11 protein-coding genes are annotated in these 14,541 nt (G+C 63.9%); all 11 read left to right on the forward strand.

All coding sequences use genetic code 11. The features are described 5' to 3' along the window. Window positions 1–10 precede the first annotated feature (10 nt). The 11 genes from leuD to purF all read left to right on the forward strand — a co-directional run bounded on the left by leuD (window position 11) and on the right by purF (window position 14,394). On the forward strand, window positions 11–664 hold the full coding sequence (leuD, locus tag R2R70_RS01865) for a 3-isopropylmalate dehydratase small subunit (protein ID WP_107335256.1): 654 nt from the start codon (window positions 11–13) through the stop codon (window positions 662–664). A gap of 145 nt (window positions 665–809) precedes the next feature. Further along, on the forward strand, window positions 810–1,892 hold the full coding sequence (gene leuB / locus R2R70_RS01870; protein ID WP_043335563.1) for a 3-isopropylmalate dehydrogenase: 1,083 nt from the start codon (window positions 810–812) through the stop codon (window positions 1,890–1,892). 218 nt (window positions 1,893–2,110) lie between these two features. Further along, entirely contained in the window at window positions 2,111–3,232 is a 1,122-nt protein-coding gene (gene asd, locus R2R70_RS01875) for an aspartate-semialdehyde dehydrogenase (protein WP_192838485.1), read from the forward strand. Between the two features lie 457 nt (window positions 3,233–3,689). Further along, a complete protein-coding gene (locus R2R70_RS01880) occupies window positions 3,690–6,563 on the forward strand; it encodes a FimV/HubP family polar landmark protein (protein WP_410977058.1) in 2,874 nt (957 codons plus the stop codon). Beyond that, a complete protein-coding gene (gene truA, locus R2R70_RS01885) occupies window positions 6,563–7,654 on the forward strand; it encodes a tRNA pseudouridine(38-40) synthase TruA (RefSeq protein ID WP_410977059.1) in 1,092 nt (363 codons plus the stop codon). Before R2R70_RS01880 ends, truA begins: the two co-directional genes overlap by 1 nt. Before the next feature lie 22 nt (window positions 7,655–7,676). Further along, window positions 7,677–8,309, forward strand: a complete 633-nt coding sequence (locus tag R2R70_RS01890; protein WP_410977322.1) for a phosphoribosylanthranilate isomerase — start codon at window positions 7,677–7,679, stop codon at window positions 8,307–8,309. Between the two features lie 304 nt (window positions 8,310–8,613). After that, window positions 8,614–9,633: an acetyl-CoA carboxylase, carboxyltransferase subunit beta gene (gene accD, locus R2R70_RS01895; RefSeq protein ID WP_284726259.1), complete on the forward strand. Its 1,020-nt coding sequence runs from the start codon at window positions 8,614–8,616 to the stop codon at window positions 9,631–9,633. Further along, entirely contained in the window at window positions 9,626–11,152 is a 1,527-nt protein-coding gene (locus R2R70_RS01900) for a bifunctional folylpolyglutamate synthase/dihydrofolate synthase (RefSeq protein ID WP_410977060.1), read from the forward strand. Before accD ends, R2R70_RS01900 begins: the two co-directional genes overlap by 8 nt. 49 nt (window positions 11,153–11,201) lie before the next feature. After that, the gene (locus R2R70_RS01905; protein ID WP_410977061.1) at window positions 11,202–11,912 is read left to right on the forward strand and encodes an SPOR domain-containing protein; all 711 of its coding nucleotides are present in this window, start codon (window positions 11,202–11,204) and stop codon (window positions 11,910–11,912) included. Next, window positions 11,909–12,637 carry a CvpA family protein gene (locus tag R2R70_RS01910; protein WP_410977062.1) on the forward strand — a complete coding sequence of 243 codons (729 nt, stop codon included), beginning with the start codon at window positions 11,909–11,911 and terminating at the stop codon, window positions 12,635–12,637. Before R2R70_RS01905 ends, R2R70_RS01910 begins: the two co-directional genes overlap by 4 nt. Before the next feature lie 242 nt (window positions 12,638–12,879). After that, window positions 12,880–14,394, forward strand: coding sequence for an amidophosphoribosyltransferase (purF, locus tag R2R70_RS01915; RefSeq protein WP_043336916.1), 1,515 nt, complete (start codon window positions 12,880–12,882; stop codon window positions 14,392–14,394). Window positions 14,395–14,541: the final 147 nt, after the last annotated feature.

Genomic DNA, 14,541 nt, shown 5'->3' on the forward strand with positions numbered 1-14,541 from the left:
GAGGCCCGACATGGAAAAGTTCATTCGCCAGCAGGGCCTCGTGGCACCGCTTGATCGCGCCAACGTCGATACTGACCTGATCATCCCGAAGCAGTTTCTGAAGTCGATCAAGCGCACCGGATTCGGGCCGAACCTCTTCGATGAGCTGCGTTATCTCGACGAGGGCTATATCGGTCAGGACATCAGCAAGCGTCCGCTGAATCCGGACTTCGTGCTCAACCAGCCGCGTTACGCGGGTGCCAGCGTATTGCTGGCGCGTCGCAACTTCGGTTGCGGTTCCTCGCGGGAACACGCGCCCTGGGCACTGACCGACTTCGGCTTCCGCGTGGTCATCGCGCCGAGCTTCGCCGATATCTTCTACAACAACTCGTTCAAGAACGGTCTGTTGTTGATTACCCTTGACGAGGACACGGTGGACCGTCTGTTCAAGGAAGCCGAGGCGGTGGAAGGGTATCGTCTGGATATCGACCTCGAGGCACAGGCGGTCATCACGCCGTCCGGTGAGTCGATTCCCTTCGAGGTCGACAGCTTCCGCAAGCATTGCCTGATGGAAGGCCTGGACGATATCGGTCTGACCCTCAAGGACCAGGACGCCATCGACAGCTTCGAGAAGCGTCATCGCACCGAGCGTCCGTGGCTGTTCCGCGACGGCAAGACGGCCTGATCTGGCCAGCGTCGCGTCAGTCAGCGCCTGACATCGCAACATATTCGTCATGGCTCGCCGTCCAGAATGGCGGCGAGCCCAGTCTCAGCACCGACGGTGAACCGTCGGTCTCGCCGGAAGACTTCCGGCCCAAGGAGAGTTCCAGATGAGCCGCAATATCCTGATTCTGCCCGGTGATGGCATTGGCCCGGAAATCACTGCCGAAGCCGTGAAGATCCTTGAAGCCGCCCGCAGCGAAGGTCTGGACATCACGCTGAGCGAAGGCAAGGTCGGTGGTGCAGGGTATGACGCGGCCGGTCACCCGCTGCCGGCGGAAACGCTGGAGGCGGCCAAGGCGGCGGACGCCATCCTGCTCGGCGCAGTCGGCGGCCCGCAGTGGGACAAGCTAGAGGACATCTCGCTGCGCCCGGAACGCGGCCTGCTGGGGCTGCGCAAGGAACTCGAGCTGTTCGCCAATCTGCGTCCGGCGATTCTCTACCCGCAGCTGGCCGAGGCCTCCAGCCTCAAGCCGGAAGTGGTGTCCGGTCTGGACATCATGATCGTGCGTGAGCTGACCGGCGGCATCTACTTCGGTCAGCCGCGTGGCATCGAGACGCGTGATGGTCAGCAGGTCGGTTACAACACCTACGTCTACTCCGAGTCCGAGATCGAGCGCATCGGTCGCACCGCCTTCGAGATGGCGCAGAAGCGCAACAAGAAGCTGTGCAGCGTCGACAAGGCCAACGTGCTGGAAGTCACCATGCTGTGGCGTGACGTGATGGAGCGCATCTCCGCCGACTACCCGGATGTCGAGCTGTCGCACATGTACGTCGACAACGCCGCCATGCAGCTGGTGCGTGCTCCGAAGCAGTTCGACGTGGTGGTCACCGGCAACATGTTCGGTGACATCCTGTCGGATGAGGCCGCCATGTTGACCGGCTCCATCGGCATGCTGCCGTCCGCCTCGCTGAATGCGGGTGGTCAGGGCATGTACGAGCCGTGCCACGGCAGCGCGCCGGACATCGCGGGCCAGGGCATCGCCAACCCGCTGGCGACCATCCTGTCGGTGGCCATGATGCTGCGCTACTCGCTCAACGAAGCCGCCTGGGCCGAGCGCATCGAGAAGGCGGTCGGTGTGGTGCTGGATGAAGGGCTGCGCACTGCCGACATCGCCTACGCCGGGACGCGCAAGGTCTCCACCTCCGAGATGGGCGATGCCGTGCTGGCCGCCTTCAAGGCCCAGGCGTAAGGCAAGACCCGCGTGAACGCTGCAAGCCAGCGGCGTTCACGCGATGATCATGGGGGAGCTCGGCGTGCGTCGCCGGGTTCTCATGTCAGGACCTGCGGCTGGAGCGTTGGGCAAGGCTCGCCTCGTGTGAGTTGCCTGTGCTCGCTGCGGGTCATTCCTGTGTCGGGAGCGGTGGTGTCTTCCATGCTCTCGGCCGTGCATGAACAAGGAGAACAAGCATGTTGAAAGTCGGATTTGTCGGTTGGCGTGGCATGGTCGGTTCCGTGCTGATGCAGCGAATGCGTGATGACAACGATTTCGCCGGTATCGAGCCGGTGTTCTTCTCCACCTCCCAGGTCGGTCAGGCCGGTCCTGACGTGGGCACGCCGGTGCCGGCGCTCAAGGATGCCAATGACATCAATGAGCTGAAGGCGCTGGATGTCATCGTCACCTGTCAGGGCGGCGACTACACCAAGCAGGTGTTCGGCCCGCTGCGCGAAGCCGGCTGGAAGGGCGACTGGATCGATGCGGCCTCCACCTTGCGCATGGATAAGGACGCCGTGCTGGTGCTGGACCCGGTCAACCGTCACGTGATCGACCAGAAGATCGGCGCCGGTGCCAACACCTTCGTCGGCGGCAACTGCACCGTCAGCCTGATGCTGATGGGCCTGGGTGGCCTGTTCGAGGCCGGCATGGTCGAGTGGATGACCTCCATGAGCTACCAGGCGGCGTCCGGCAGCGGTGCGCGCCACATGCGTGAGCTGCTGACCCAGATGGGCCAGCTCAATGGCAGCGTGGCCTCCGAGCTTGCGGACCCGGCCAGCGCCATCCTCGACATCGACCGCAAGGTGACCGCCACCATGCGCGGCGATGACTTCGCGACCCAGCAGTTCGGTGCGCCGCTGGCCGGCTCACTGCTGCCGTGGATCGATTCCGCGATGGAATCCGGTCAGACCCGCGAGGAGTGGAAGGCCGGTGTCGAGGCCAACAAGATTCTCGACAGCCAGGGCAACCCGATCATGATCGACGGGCTGTGCGTGCGTATCGGTGCGATGCGTTCCCACTCCCAGGCCTTCACCGTCAAGCTCAAGCAGGACGTGCCGCTGGACGAGATCGAAGACCGCCTGGCCAAGCACAATGACTGGGTCAAGGTCGTCGCCAACACCAAGGAAGACAGCCTCAAGCACCTGACGCCGGCCGCCGCTACCGGCACCCTGACCGTGCCGGTCGGCCGTCTGCGCAAGCTGGCGATGGGTGGCGAATACCTGTCCGCCTTCAGTGTCGGTGACCAGCTGCTGTGGGGGGCCGCGGAGCCGCTCAAGCGCATGCTGACCATCCTGCGTGAACATCGCGCGGCCTGATCGCGCTGTGTAGCTGCATGTCGTCGGGTTCGTTGCGAGCCTGGCCTGAAAGCGCCCTCGGCTCTCTGGAGTCGAGGGCGTTTCTCTTTTGCACGTTACGTCTTGGAAGGTCGGTGATTTCAGGTAAGAGATAGGTCACTGATGTCACGGTGAGTACCAGATATCTCAGTCTTTCCTGCGCATTTTTTGCGATTTTGACTGGCGCTTTTGATGCATGATGGCGGGGAGGTGTTTTTTTACGGGTATCGTAAAGGGGATATCGTCGAGCTGGTCACTCGCGATATGACGCCTCTGCGGCCTTTATTGATCGTGGGCCGTCACTCTATCGTTGAAATTTTTTCCACTTTGCCAATGGCTTCCCGCACTCTTGGGACGGACTCTCTGGTATCTTGTGTAAGTATACGTAACATAATGCGCAGGCCGGGCAATGATTCGGCCGCATACGAAGGGACACTCAATGGGACGCAAGCTTCCTCTCGCACTGGCGGTGTCGTTCGCCGTCTACAGTGCTCAGGCCTTGGCAGTCGGCATGGAATCGCCGCGGTTGCGCTCGAATCTGAATCAGCCACTGGACGCGCGCATCGGCCTCACGGATACCTCGGGCCTCGATGCCAGCCTCATCAAGGCCGGCGTTGCCGATTCTGCCGCCTTTACGCGAGCGGGCGTCGATCGCAGCTATGTCAGCGATGACATCAAGGTTGCCGTCAAGCAGCAGGGAGGGCGCTACTACCTCCAGCTGTCCACCAATGGCGCGGTACGTGAGCCCTATGTGGACCTGCTGCTGGATGTCGAATGGCCCAATGGCAAGCTGCAGCGTCAGGTGACCCTGTTGTTCGATCCGGCGGGCTATTCGAGTCAGCCGTCATTGGTGACACCTGCCGGAGCGCGCTCGCGCCCGCTGGCCACCAACGATTCCTCGCCGACGCGTTCCGTGGTGTTCCGCGACAATGCCCAGCCCAGCCAGGCTGCCTCGCGCAGTGTGTCATCCAGCACGCCGCCGTCCAGCATCAAGGTGCGCAACGGTGATTCGCTGTGGACGATCGCGCGTCGCGTGCGTCCGGATGCCAGTGTCAGCATCCGGCAGGCCATGCTGGCGATCCAGGAAGCCAACCCCAGGGCCTTCCCGGGCGGCAACATCAACAAGCTGCGTGCGGGAGTGGTGCTGAGCGTGCCGGACCGCAGCACCATGTTGGGACGTTCGCGTACCGAGGCTGACAAGGAAGTGCGTCAGCAGTATCAGCAGTGGGTCGCGGGCGCGCAGGGCAAGACCGTGCCGGCTCCGGCCAGCAAGAAAGCCGCTGCGGCCAGCACATCGAACGAGCCCTCCGCCAGTGCTGCGCCTGCAGCCACGGCCGCACCGAGCGGGCCCGCCAGCGCGGGTGCCGATGGCAAGCCGCGTCTGACGCTGCTGGATGAAGACGGCAGCAAGCCCAAGGCGGCAGCAGCCAGTGGTCAGATCTCCGCGGGTAGTCAGCAGGCGATCGATGAACTGTCCGATCGCCTCGAGTCGCTGGAAGATCAGCTGCTGACCAATCAGCAGCGCCTCGATCAGCTGGAGCAGGAGCGTGATGACCTGCGCAGCGAAGTGGCCTCCCTGCGCAACGAAGTCGGAGAGCTGCGAGCGTCGCTGGCAGAGCGTACCGAGCAGCTCGAGACGGCCAAGGTGCTGCTCGCCAAACAGAATCGTCTGCTCGTCAACAGTGGCATCTCGCCGTTGGCGTTGCCGGAAAGCCTGATCGCCGCTGGGGTGGACCTCGGTCAGCCGCGCGACGGCGAGGGCAACCTGGTGTTGCCCAAGCAGCCGTGGCCTCAGGCGACCTGGCAGTGGGTGCAGGACAACCTGGCCATCGTCGGCGGGGCGGCCGGGGCATTGCTGCTTCTGTTGCTGCTGTTGTTGCGTCGCCGCTCCGGTTCCGGGGGCGATGAGAACATGAGCTTTGCCGATGCGGTCCGCGGCAATGAAGAGCCCGACCAGGACAAGCCACGCGTCTTCCCGGATACCTTTGCGGCCTCGACTGCCGCTGCTGCCGCGGGTCACAAGTCATCCGCGTCTGAAGATGCCAGCGTGGCGGCGCGCCGGGGGTCCGGTAGCCTCGAGCCGCTCTCCCAGCCGGAAGCGGCTGCGATCAGCGAGGCGGACATCTTCATCGCCTACGGCCGCTTCGATCAGGCCCAGGCCCTGCTGGAAGCCGGTCTGGTCGAAGATCCCGCACGCCAGGACCTGCGCCTCAAGCTGATGGGAGTCCATGGCGAGCTTGGCAATGCTGAAGCCCTGCATCATGAAGGTGAGCAGGTGCTGGCGGCCGGCAATGAGGAAGAGCGTTTCGAGGCTCAGGCGCTGCTGGATCGCTACAGTGTCTCAAGCAGTGCGCTGCGTGCTGTCGCAGGCGGCGGCGCGAGTCAGGTGGGGCGCAAGGTCTCCTATCTGTCGGGGGTGGCAAGCCAGCAGGCGGCAGTGCCTCGCGCGCCGCTTGAAGGTCGCGACAAGACCGATGATGCGGCTCACGGCCCGGCTGATGCATCCGTCACGGGTTCTGGCGCCTCCCTTGATGACCAGGACGATGCTAGCGCGCTGTCTGACAGCGAACCGCATGCCAGTGACAGCGTGAGCGAACCGCTGGTCGAGCATGCTCCCGATCAAGGCGTCGCGTTCGAACCGGGCCTCAAGGGCGAGGACCTCGAGAAGGCGCCCGTGCGTGAGAGCCACTTCAACAGCGACAACGTGATCGATTACCAGGCGCCGGAATTGACGCTGGGAGATGCTGGTCACGCTGATGGCGAGAAGGGCACTGATACCGCGGCATCCAAGGCGGCGGATAGCGCGCTCAAGGGCGAGTCCGTCGAGTTTACCTCGCTGCGTGAAGAGCTGGATGACCACTCCGCGCTTGAGAGTGGTGCCGCGAGCGAGAAGAACGGTGCTGCAAGTGAGAGCAGTGGCGCAAGTGAAGGCAGCGCTGCGAGCCAGAAGCCGTATGAGGTGTCCAGCAAGCCGTCAGCCGCAGTCGATGGCATGGACGAGTTGCCGTCACTGGATAGCATGACGCTGGAAGAGGTGGACGTGCCGCGACGTGATATCTCGGAATTCGAGGTCGAGGAAGTGGCGTTCGAGTCTGGGGATCAGGATAATGCCTATCCCTCTGTCGAGTCGGCAGGGTTTGGGGCTGGCGCCCAGGATACCGTGGCATTCCAACAGCTCGAGGAAGCCCGTCAGTTGTTGGTGGATGGCGATGATGATCAGGCGGCTGCGCTGCTTGAGCCACTCGCTACCGCCAGTGATGACATGGTCCGTGAAGAGGCGCTGGCGTTGATGGAGCGCTTTGGTCTGACCTGATGCCCTTTTTTACACCGCTGGATGATAACGAGAAACGCCCGGGGCGCATTGCTCTGGGCGTTGAATATGATGGCACCCGCTATTGTGGCTGGCAGCGTCTGAGCCACGCCCCCTCCGTGCAGGAAGCGCTCGAGAAGGCCTTGTCCAAGGTCGCCTCCACGCCGATTACCGTGCATTGCAGTGGCCGCACCGATTCCGGTGTGCATGCCGTGCGTCAGGTCGTGCATTTCGATACCCCCGTGGGCCGCAGTCGCAAGGCCTGGCGCATGGGCGGTAACGTCAACCTTCCCCCCGATATCGGGATTCATTGGGCCGTGCCGGTGCCCGATGATTTCCACGCGCGTTTCAGCGCCATCGCCCGTCGCTATCGCTACATGATCATCAACCAGCCGTTTCGGCCGGTGATGGAGCGCAACAATGTCACCTGGTGTCGCGAGCCGCTCAATGTCGCCGACATGCAGGCCGCGGCGGCGCATCTGGTGGGCGAGCTGGATTTCTCGGCGTTCCGCGCCGCAGGCTGTCAGTCGCGCTCGCCGCGCCGCCACGTGCACTTCATTGAAGTCAGTCGCCATGGCCATATCGTCATGATCGATATCCAGGCCAATGCCTTCCTGCATCACATGGTGCGCAATATCGCGGGCACCTTGATGGCCATCGGGCGTGGCGAGAAGCCTGTCGAGTGGGTCGTCGAGCTGATGCGCGGAGGAGATCGCACGCGCTCGAGCGCGACGGCAGCGGCGACAGGGCTTCACTTCGTCGATGTCATCTATCCGCCGCGCTATGCGCTGCCCAAGGAACCCTTGGGCCCTGGTCTGGTCGCACATCTTGGCGAGTGGACGGGCGAGCGCCCGTTGCCGGACTGCCCGATGGTGCGCTCACGCATGGCGCGTGCCGAGGCCGAGGGTGCCGAAGAGGCGCGCGCGGCAGGCAAGCTCAGTGAGCAGGAGGCCATCCGGCTGGCCAACGTGGCCCGTGAAGCCGAGCGCCTCAGTCGCGAGCATGAACAAGCGATTCCTGCGGCAGGCGTTCCTGCGGCAGGCGCCGAGGATGACACGCTGACGGCTGCCACCCAGAATGAATCCTCACGTTGAACGGAGTGATCCCATGACCGAGATGAGCGCTCGAGCGAGCCAGCGTACCCGGATCAAGATCTGTGGTTTGACGCGTGAGCAGGATATCTGCGACGCCGTGGCAGCAGGTGCCGATGCGCTGGGCTTCGTGCTGTGGCCGGGCAGCAAGCGTGCGGTGGATGTGGCGCGGCTGGCCGAGCTTGCCGCGTGCGTGCCGGCCTTCGTGACGCGGGTCGGCCTGTTCGTGGATGCCAGCGCCGAAGAGATTGCCGCTGCGGCGCCACATCTCGATCTGCTCCAGTTGCATGGCAATGAGACGCCAGAGCAGTGTCGGGCGGCTGGGCGGCCCTATATCAAGGCGTTGCGCATGCGTGACGGGATCGATCTCGCCGCGCAGGCGGCGCGCTACCATGACGCGCGTGGCTTGCTGCTGGATGCCTATCGCCCCGGCGTGCCCGGTGGCACCGGCGAGACCTTCGACTGGTCGCGCATCCCGGCCGATCTGCCGCTGCCGGTCATCCTGGCCGGTGGTCTCGAGTCAGGCAATGTCGCCTCGGCGGTGGCGCAGGTCGCCCCTTACGCGGTCGATGTCTCCGGCGGTGTGGAAGCCGCGCCCGGCGAGAAGAGTGCCGAGCGCATGCAGGCATTCTGTCAGGCAGTCCGCCATCAGCGCTGATTTGCCGTCAAGCGTTGTGGCCCTTGCGTTGCTTTCGTCCCAAGCGGCGAGGGCCGCAACGCTCAATTGGCATCTCGCACTACCCGCAAGGGGGGCGAAGCCGCTACAATGACCCCCAGAATTCGGAAAAGTGGCCGTACGACCAATGGGTTGCACGGTCTTTTCCATTGGCACTGCCCTGTGATGGTAGCTGCCCGCCATATTGCCGGGGGCGTGAACGCCCTGGAATATGTGCCAACTCGCATGGCCGCCGACAGTCGTCGAGCGGTGCCCAGAACAGCAGCAAAACGGAAGCCTCCCCACCATGAGCTGGCTTGACAAGATTGTGCCGTCAATGAGCCGTATCCAACGCAAGGATCGGCGTACCTCCATTCCTGACGGCCTGTGGCGTAAATGCCCCAAGTGCGAAGCAGTCCTGTACCTTCCGGAGCTGACCAAGCACGACAACGTCTGCCCGAAGTGTGACCACCACCTGCGTCTCACTGCGCGTGCGCGTCTGTCCTGGTTCCTCGACAGCGAAGGCCGCGAGGAAATCGCGGCGGATCTCGAGCCGGTCGATCGCCTCAAGTTCCGCGACTCCAAGAAGTACAAGGATCGCCTGAGCGCTGCCCAGAAGCAGACCTCCGAGAAGGATGCGCTGGTCGCCATGCGCGGTGCGCTCTCCGGTCAGCCGGTCGTGGCCGTGGCCTTCGAGTTCAGCTTCATGGGCGGCTCCATGGGTGCCATCGTCGGCGAGAAGTTCGTGCGTGCAGCAGAGCTTGCGCTGGCCGAGAACATCCCGCTGGTCTGCTTCGCCGCCTCCGGTGGTGCTCGTATGCAGGAAGCCTTGTTCTCCCTGATGCAGATGGCCAAGACCTCCGCGGCGCTTGAAAAGCTCAAGCAGGCTGGCGTGCCGTACATCAGCGTGCTGACCGATCCGGTCTTCGGTGGCGTCTCTGCGTCGCTGGCGATGCTGGGCGACCTGAATGTCGCCGAGCCGAACGCCCTGATCGGCTTTGCCGGTCCGCGTGTCATCGAGCAGACCGTGCGTGAGAAGCTGCCCGAAGGCTTCCAGCGCTCCGAGTTCCTGCTCGAGCATGGCGCCGTCGACATGATCATCCACCGCCGCGAGATGCGTGAGCGCCTGTCCAGCATCCTGCTCAAGCTGCAGGGCATGCCGGTCAACGCCGCCAACCTGCCGGTCGCGGATGCGGTCGTCGAAGAAGCGCCCGTCGAGGCGGATGCGACTGTCGAAGCACCGGCCGAGCCGCGCTCCGCCGTGGACAGCGTGCTCGACGAGACCTTCACCAGCGAGAAGCCGCAAGGCGAACGTCGCGATGGCTGAGCAGGGCTCCGCCCCGGCAAGCTGCAGCACCGATGAGGTGCTGCAGTCTTCCTCACTCCCTCCGCTGGATGCCGCTTCGTGGCAGCTTTCCCCCCTGCATGATGCCGTGCCGCGTGGCCTCTCGCTGGATGAGTGGCTGACGCGTCTGGAGCATCAGCACCCCGTCAGTATCGATATGGGCCTTGCCCGAGTGCTGTGTGTGGCCAGGCGTCTCGGTCTGGTCGGGGCGGGTGCGCGTCGGCTCGGTGGCCGCATCATTACCGTGGCGGGCACCAACGGCAAGGGCTCGACGGTTGCCATGCTCGAGGCGCTGGGGCGTGCCCACGGGCTGAGCACCGCCACCTATACCTCTCCGCACCTGCTGCATTACAACGAGCGTCTGAGCTTCAATGGCCACGACGTCAGTGATGCGGCATTGGTCACGGCCTTCGAGCAGGTCGATTCCGCGCGCCACTCCGGGCTGTCGGCCAGTGGTGAGCCGGTGGATGACGAGGGCGTGATCAGCCTGACCTACTTCGAGGCCGGCACGCTGGCCGGGCTATGGCTGATCGCTCAGCAGCAGCCGCAGCTCGCGATTCTGGAAGTCGGCCTGGGCGGGCGTCTGGACGCCGTCAATATCATCGACTGTGATGTCGCGATGATCATCACGGTCGCGCAGGATCATGCCGCGTTTCTTGGCACCGACCTCGAGAACATCGGCTTCGAGAAGGCCGGGATTCTGCGCGCCGGCAAGCCGGCCGTGTTCGGCTCGGATGTGCTGCCGTCCAGTTGTGCGGCGCATGCTCGCACGCTGGGTGTCACGCCGCAGGTGCTGTGGCAGGACTTTCGCTGGCAGGCCACGGCTGAATTTGTAAATGGCAATGTGAATAGCAGTGTGAAGGGCGGTGTGGATGGCAGCACGGACCATTCGGCTACCTCGCAATGGCAATGGCAGCGCCTGTCAGCGCCGGCGCTGACGTTCGATGCGCTGCCAGACCCGGGCTTGCCGCGTGACAATGCGGCCAGTGCGCTGAATGCGCTGGTCGAGGCCGGTATCGAGCTCAACGCCGAATGTGTGCAGCAGGCCATGGCGAGCGTCAAGCTCAAGGGGCGCATGCAGTGGCTGACTCGTCACGGGCGTGACTGGTGTCTGGATGTCGGCCATAACCCGCATGCCGCGAGTTATCTGGCCAGTCGTCTTGCCGCTCATGACCTGCGTTGCGCGCGGGATCCTGCTACCCGGCCGCGGCGAGCGTTGCTCGCCATGCTGGGCGACAAGGATGCCGCTGGCGTGATTCAGGCGCTGGCCCCGGTGGTGGACGGCTTCGTCGTCGCCACCCTGGATGGCGAGCGTAGCCGCCAGGCCAGTGAGCTTGCCGCCGTGGTCCGCCACTGTGGTGGTGAGGTGCTGGCGGAGTGCGAGACGGTCACCGCTGCAGCCGAATGGTTGGCACGCGAGACGAGCGCTGGAGAAGTATTGGTCTGTGGTTCCTTCTTCACGGTCGGTGAAGCATTGATGTGGCTCGACGCCCAGGCCTGATGCAGGCCGGCGGCGGGTCCGGGATTTCGGGTGCAAGGGAGATGTCACAATGAAATATGGCAAACGCGAGCGAATCAGCGGTGCGGTCATCCTGCTGGCGTTGGGGGTGATCTTCATCCCGATGCTCTTCGATGAGCCGCCGGCCCGTGATGAGCGCCCGAGTCCGGTGATGACGCTTGGCAAGCCGGTGGATATCGATCGCTCCAACGTCGATGAGCCGCAGCCGCCCAGCGAGCTGAAGATCGGCACGGATGTGCCGATCACCTTCGTCGACAGCAATGGCAAGGTGCGTGACAGTGACCCCAGTGCCGGCAGCGACAGCGGTTCCGAGTCCCAAGGCCGTGTCGCCGAGGCCGAGCAGTTGTCGCCGGCCCGCTCTGTGGCCAGCAGCGAGCCGCAGTCAAAGCCGGAACCGGAACCCGCTGCCAAGCCGGAGCCCAAGCCTGCTCCCAAGGCTGAACCCAAGCCCGCGCCCAAGCCTGAACCGAAGCCTGCGGTAGCCTCGAATGCGCCGTCGTCTTCCGCCGGTGGCTGGGCCGTGCAGGTCGGCAGCTTCGGTGACCCGGCCAATGCCGAGCGTCTCCAGAAGGAGCTGCAGGGCAAGGGTTTCGCGGCATACCGTATCCCGCGTGGCAGCAAGTTGACCGTTGTCTTCGTCGGCCCGTACAAGTCCTCCGAGATCGGTGAGTCCGCACGCTCGCGCCTGCAGCAGCAGGTCAATATCAAGGGCCTGCTGGTACGACGCAAGGAGGGTGAGTGAACGAGCTGGTCTGGATCGATTGGCTATGTCTGGGCCTGATCGGGATCTCGGTACTGCTTGGGCTGATGCGGGGCCTGCTCAGCGAGGCCCTGGGCCTGGCGGGCTGGCTGGTGGCACTGGTCGCGGCACGCCAGTTCGGCGCCGAGGTGGGTGGCCTGCTCGAAGAGATGATCGTCTCGCCGGGCATTCGCACCGCGGTCGGCTTCGTGCTGGTGGTGATCGCGAGCGTGCTGCTCTGGGGGCTGATGTTGCGCCTGCTGGAACGCTTGATTCATGCAGTCGGCATGGGCGGCTTCAATCGTCTGCTCGGCGGTGTGTTCGGCGCCTTGCGCGCGGCAGTCATACTGGTGCTGATCACCGCCGTGGTGGGTCTGACTCCCCTGCGTGACAGCGCCGACTGGCAGGCCGCCCAGTTGCGGCCGACGCTTGAGCAGCTGCGCGACTGGTCGTTGGCTCGCTATCGTGAGTGGGATACGGGCGGTGACTGGGGCCAGAGCGTGTCGCTACCGGATTCCACCAGCGGCACCCGGCTCAAGCAGCAGGCCAGTGGTCTGATCGACAGCGCCCAGCGAGAAGGGCGTGCGTTGAGCGACAGCCTCAGCCAGCAGGCGCTGCAGTCGTTCACGCGCCAGGATTCCACGCAGGACCAGCCCTCGCTGGAGGCGTTGCTCAGAGGTAGCACCGCTGGCGAGGCTGCAAGCCGCAATGCGGGTGGTGAGCAGTGACAGGCAGGATCTTCAGCGCCGGGCATCGTGGCCCGGCGTTGTCGTTTTCGGCATTCGGCACACGTTGCTGAAGCCTCATGCGGGGCAGTCGAAGGGTTGACCCATCGGTCAGGTGTTGCCTGCATGGGGGGCAGGCCTGACAATTGCGCCGTGTGAGCACTCATATTGCCATATGGACGGGCGCCGGCAGTCGCCAGCGTGCGCTTCCCTATCCAAGTGTGTATTAGTGAGGTAATGACGGGATGTGCGGGATTGTAGGTTTGATGGCCAACGCCTCGGTCAACCAGGCGCTGTATGACGCGCTGACCGTATTGCAGCACCGCGGGCAGGACGCCGCGGGCATGATGACCTGGCACGAAGGTCGTTTCCTGCTGCGCAAGAGCAATGGTCTGGTGCGTGATGTCTTCCGCACTCGTCACATGCAGCGGCTCAAGGGCAACATGGGGATCGGCCATGTTCGCTACCCGACCGCCGGTTCCTCCAGCGAGGCGGAATCACAGCCGTTCTATGTCAACTCGCCTTACGGCATCACGCTGGCGCACAACGGCAACCTGACCAACTCCGACCAGCTCAAGCAGGAGTTGTTCTCCTCTGATCTGCGTCACATCAACACCAGCTCCGATTCGGAAGTGCTGCTCAACGTCTTCGCTCACGAGCTGGGCAAGCAGGGCATGCGTCTGGGCGCCGGTGATGTGTTCGATGCTGTGCGTCGTGTGCATCGTCGCTGCAAGGGCGGCTACGCGGCCGTCTCGATCATCAACGGCACTGGCCTGGTCGCTTTCCGTGATCCCCACGGCATCCGTCCGGCGTGTTTCGGCAAGCGTGACTCCGCCGAAGGCGTCGAGTACATGATCGCCTCCGAGTCCGTGGCGCTCGACGTAGCCGGCTTCGAGCTGATCCGTGACCTGGCCCCGGGTGAAGCGGTATTCATCGACATGGAGCGTGAGCTGCACACCCTGCAGTGCGCGGATGATCCGGTCCTCAAGCCGTGCATCTTCGAACACGTCTACCTGGCGCGTCCGGATTCCCTGCTCGACGGTGCCTACGTCTATGGCACCCGCATGCGCATGGGTGAGAAGCTGGCCGACAAGATCGTGCGGGAATGGCCGGAGCAGGACATCGATGTCGTGATTCCGATCCCCGATACCTCGCGTACCTCCGCCCTCGAGCTGGCCCAGCATCTGGGAGTGACTTACCGCGAAGGCTTCATGAAGAACCGCTATATCGGCCGTACCTTCATCATGCCGGGTCAGACACTGCGCAAGAAGTCCGTGCGTCAGAAGCTCAACGCCATCGATATCGAGTTTGCCGGCAAGAACGTGCTGCTGGTGGATGATTCCATCGTGCGCGGCACCACCTGCAACGAGATCATCCAGATGGCGCGCGAAGCGGGCGCCAAGAACGTCTACTTCGCCTCGGCAGCACCGGCGGTTCGCTATCCCAACGTCTACGGCATCGACATGCCGGCGGCGGAAGAGCTGATCGCCCATGACCGGACCGAGAAGGAAATCGCGGACCTGATCGGCGCTGACCGTCTGTTCTATCAGGACCTCGACGACCTGAAGGACGCCTGTCGTGAAGTCAATCCGGCGCTGGATGAGTTCGATTGCTCCGTGTTCGACGGCGTCTACGTGACCGGCGATATCGACGAAGCCTATCTGAACGACCTGCGTGCCTCGCGCAACGATGGCGCCAAGAGCGCTGGCGAGACCCACGCGGTGGTGGATCTGCACAACGATTCGGAAGATCTCGACTGATCCGGCTGTCTGTCATCCTCGGCAGGCAATCACGCGATGAGCGAACCGCAACGGGCTCCGGAGAAATCCGGAGCCCGTTGCGCGTTCAAAACCGGTAACATTGGCGCATCGCTTTTCCTTCTTCTTGCTGTCGACGCGACCCGAAAT

It is taken from the genome of Cobetia sp. SIMBA_158 (genome assembly GCF_046566945.1).
Taxonomy (GTDB): Bacteria; Pseudomonadota; Gammaproteobacteria; order Pseudomonadales; family Halomonadaceae; genus Cobetia; species Cobetia amphilecti.

What these genes read in the sequence shown, in the direction of transcription:
- truA (WP_410977059.1), top strand. Translation starts at nt 6,563, where the DNA reads ATGCCCTTTTTTACACCGCTGGATGATAACGAGAAACGCCCGGGGCGC.
- accD (WP_284726259.1), top strand. Translation starts at nt 8,614, where the DNA reads ATGAGCTGGCTTGACAAGATTGTGCCGTCAATGAGCCGTATCCAACGC.
- asd (WP_192838485.1), top strand. Translation starts at nt 2,111, where the DNA reads ATGTTGAAAGTCGGATTTGTCGGTTGGCGTGGCATGGTCGGTTCCGTG.
- leuD (WP_107335256.1), top strand. Translation starts at nt 11, where the DNA reads ATGGAAAAGTTCATTCGCCAGCAGGGCCTCGTGGCACCGCTTGATCGC.
- R2R70_RS01900 (WP_410977060.1), top strand. Translation starts at nt 9,626, where the DNA reads ATGGCTGAGCAGGGCTCCGCCCCGGCAAGCTGCAGCACCGATGAGGTG.
- purF (WP_043336916.1), top strand. Translation starts at nt 12,880, where the DNA reads ATGTGCGGGATTGTAGGTTTGATGGCCAACGCCTCGGTCAACCAGGCG.
- R2R70_RS01890 (WP_410977322.1), top strand. Translation starts at nt 7,677, where the DNA reads ATGAGCGCTCGAGCGAGCCAGCGTACCCGGATCAAGATCTGTGGTTTG.
- R2R70_RS01880 (WP_410977058.1), top strand. Translation starts at nt 3,690, where the DNA reads ATGGGACGCAAGCTTCCTCTCGCACTGGCGGTGTCGTTCGCCGTCTAC.
- R2R70_RS01905 (WP_410977061.1), top strand. Translation starts at nt 11,202, where the DNA reads ATGAAATATGGCAAACGCGAGCGAATCAGCGGTGCGGTCATCCTGCTG.
- leuB (WP_043335563.1), top strand. Translation starts at nt 810, where the DNA reads ATGAGCCGCAATATCCTGATTCTGCCCGGTGATGGCATTGGCCCGGAA.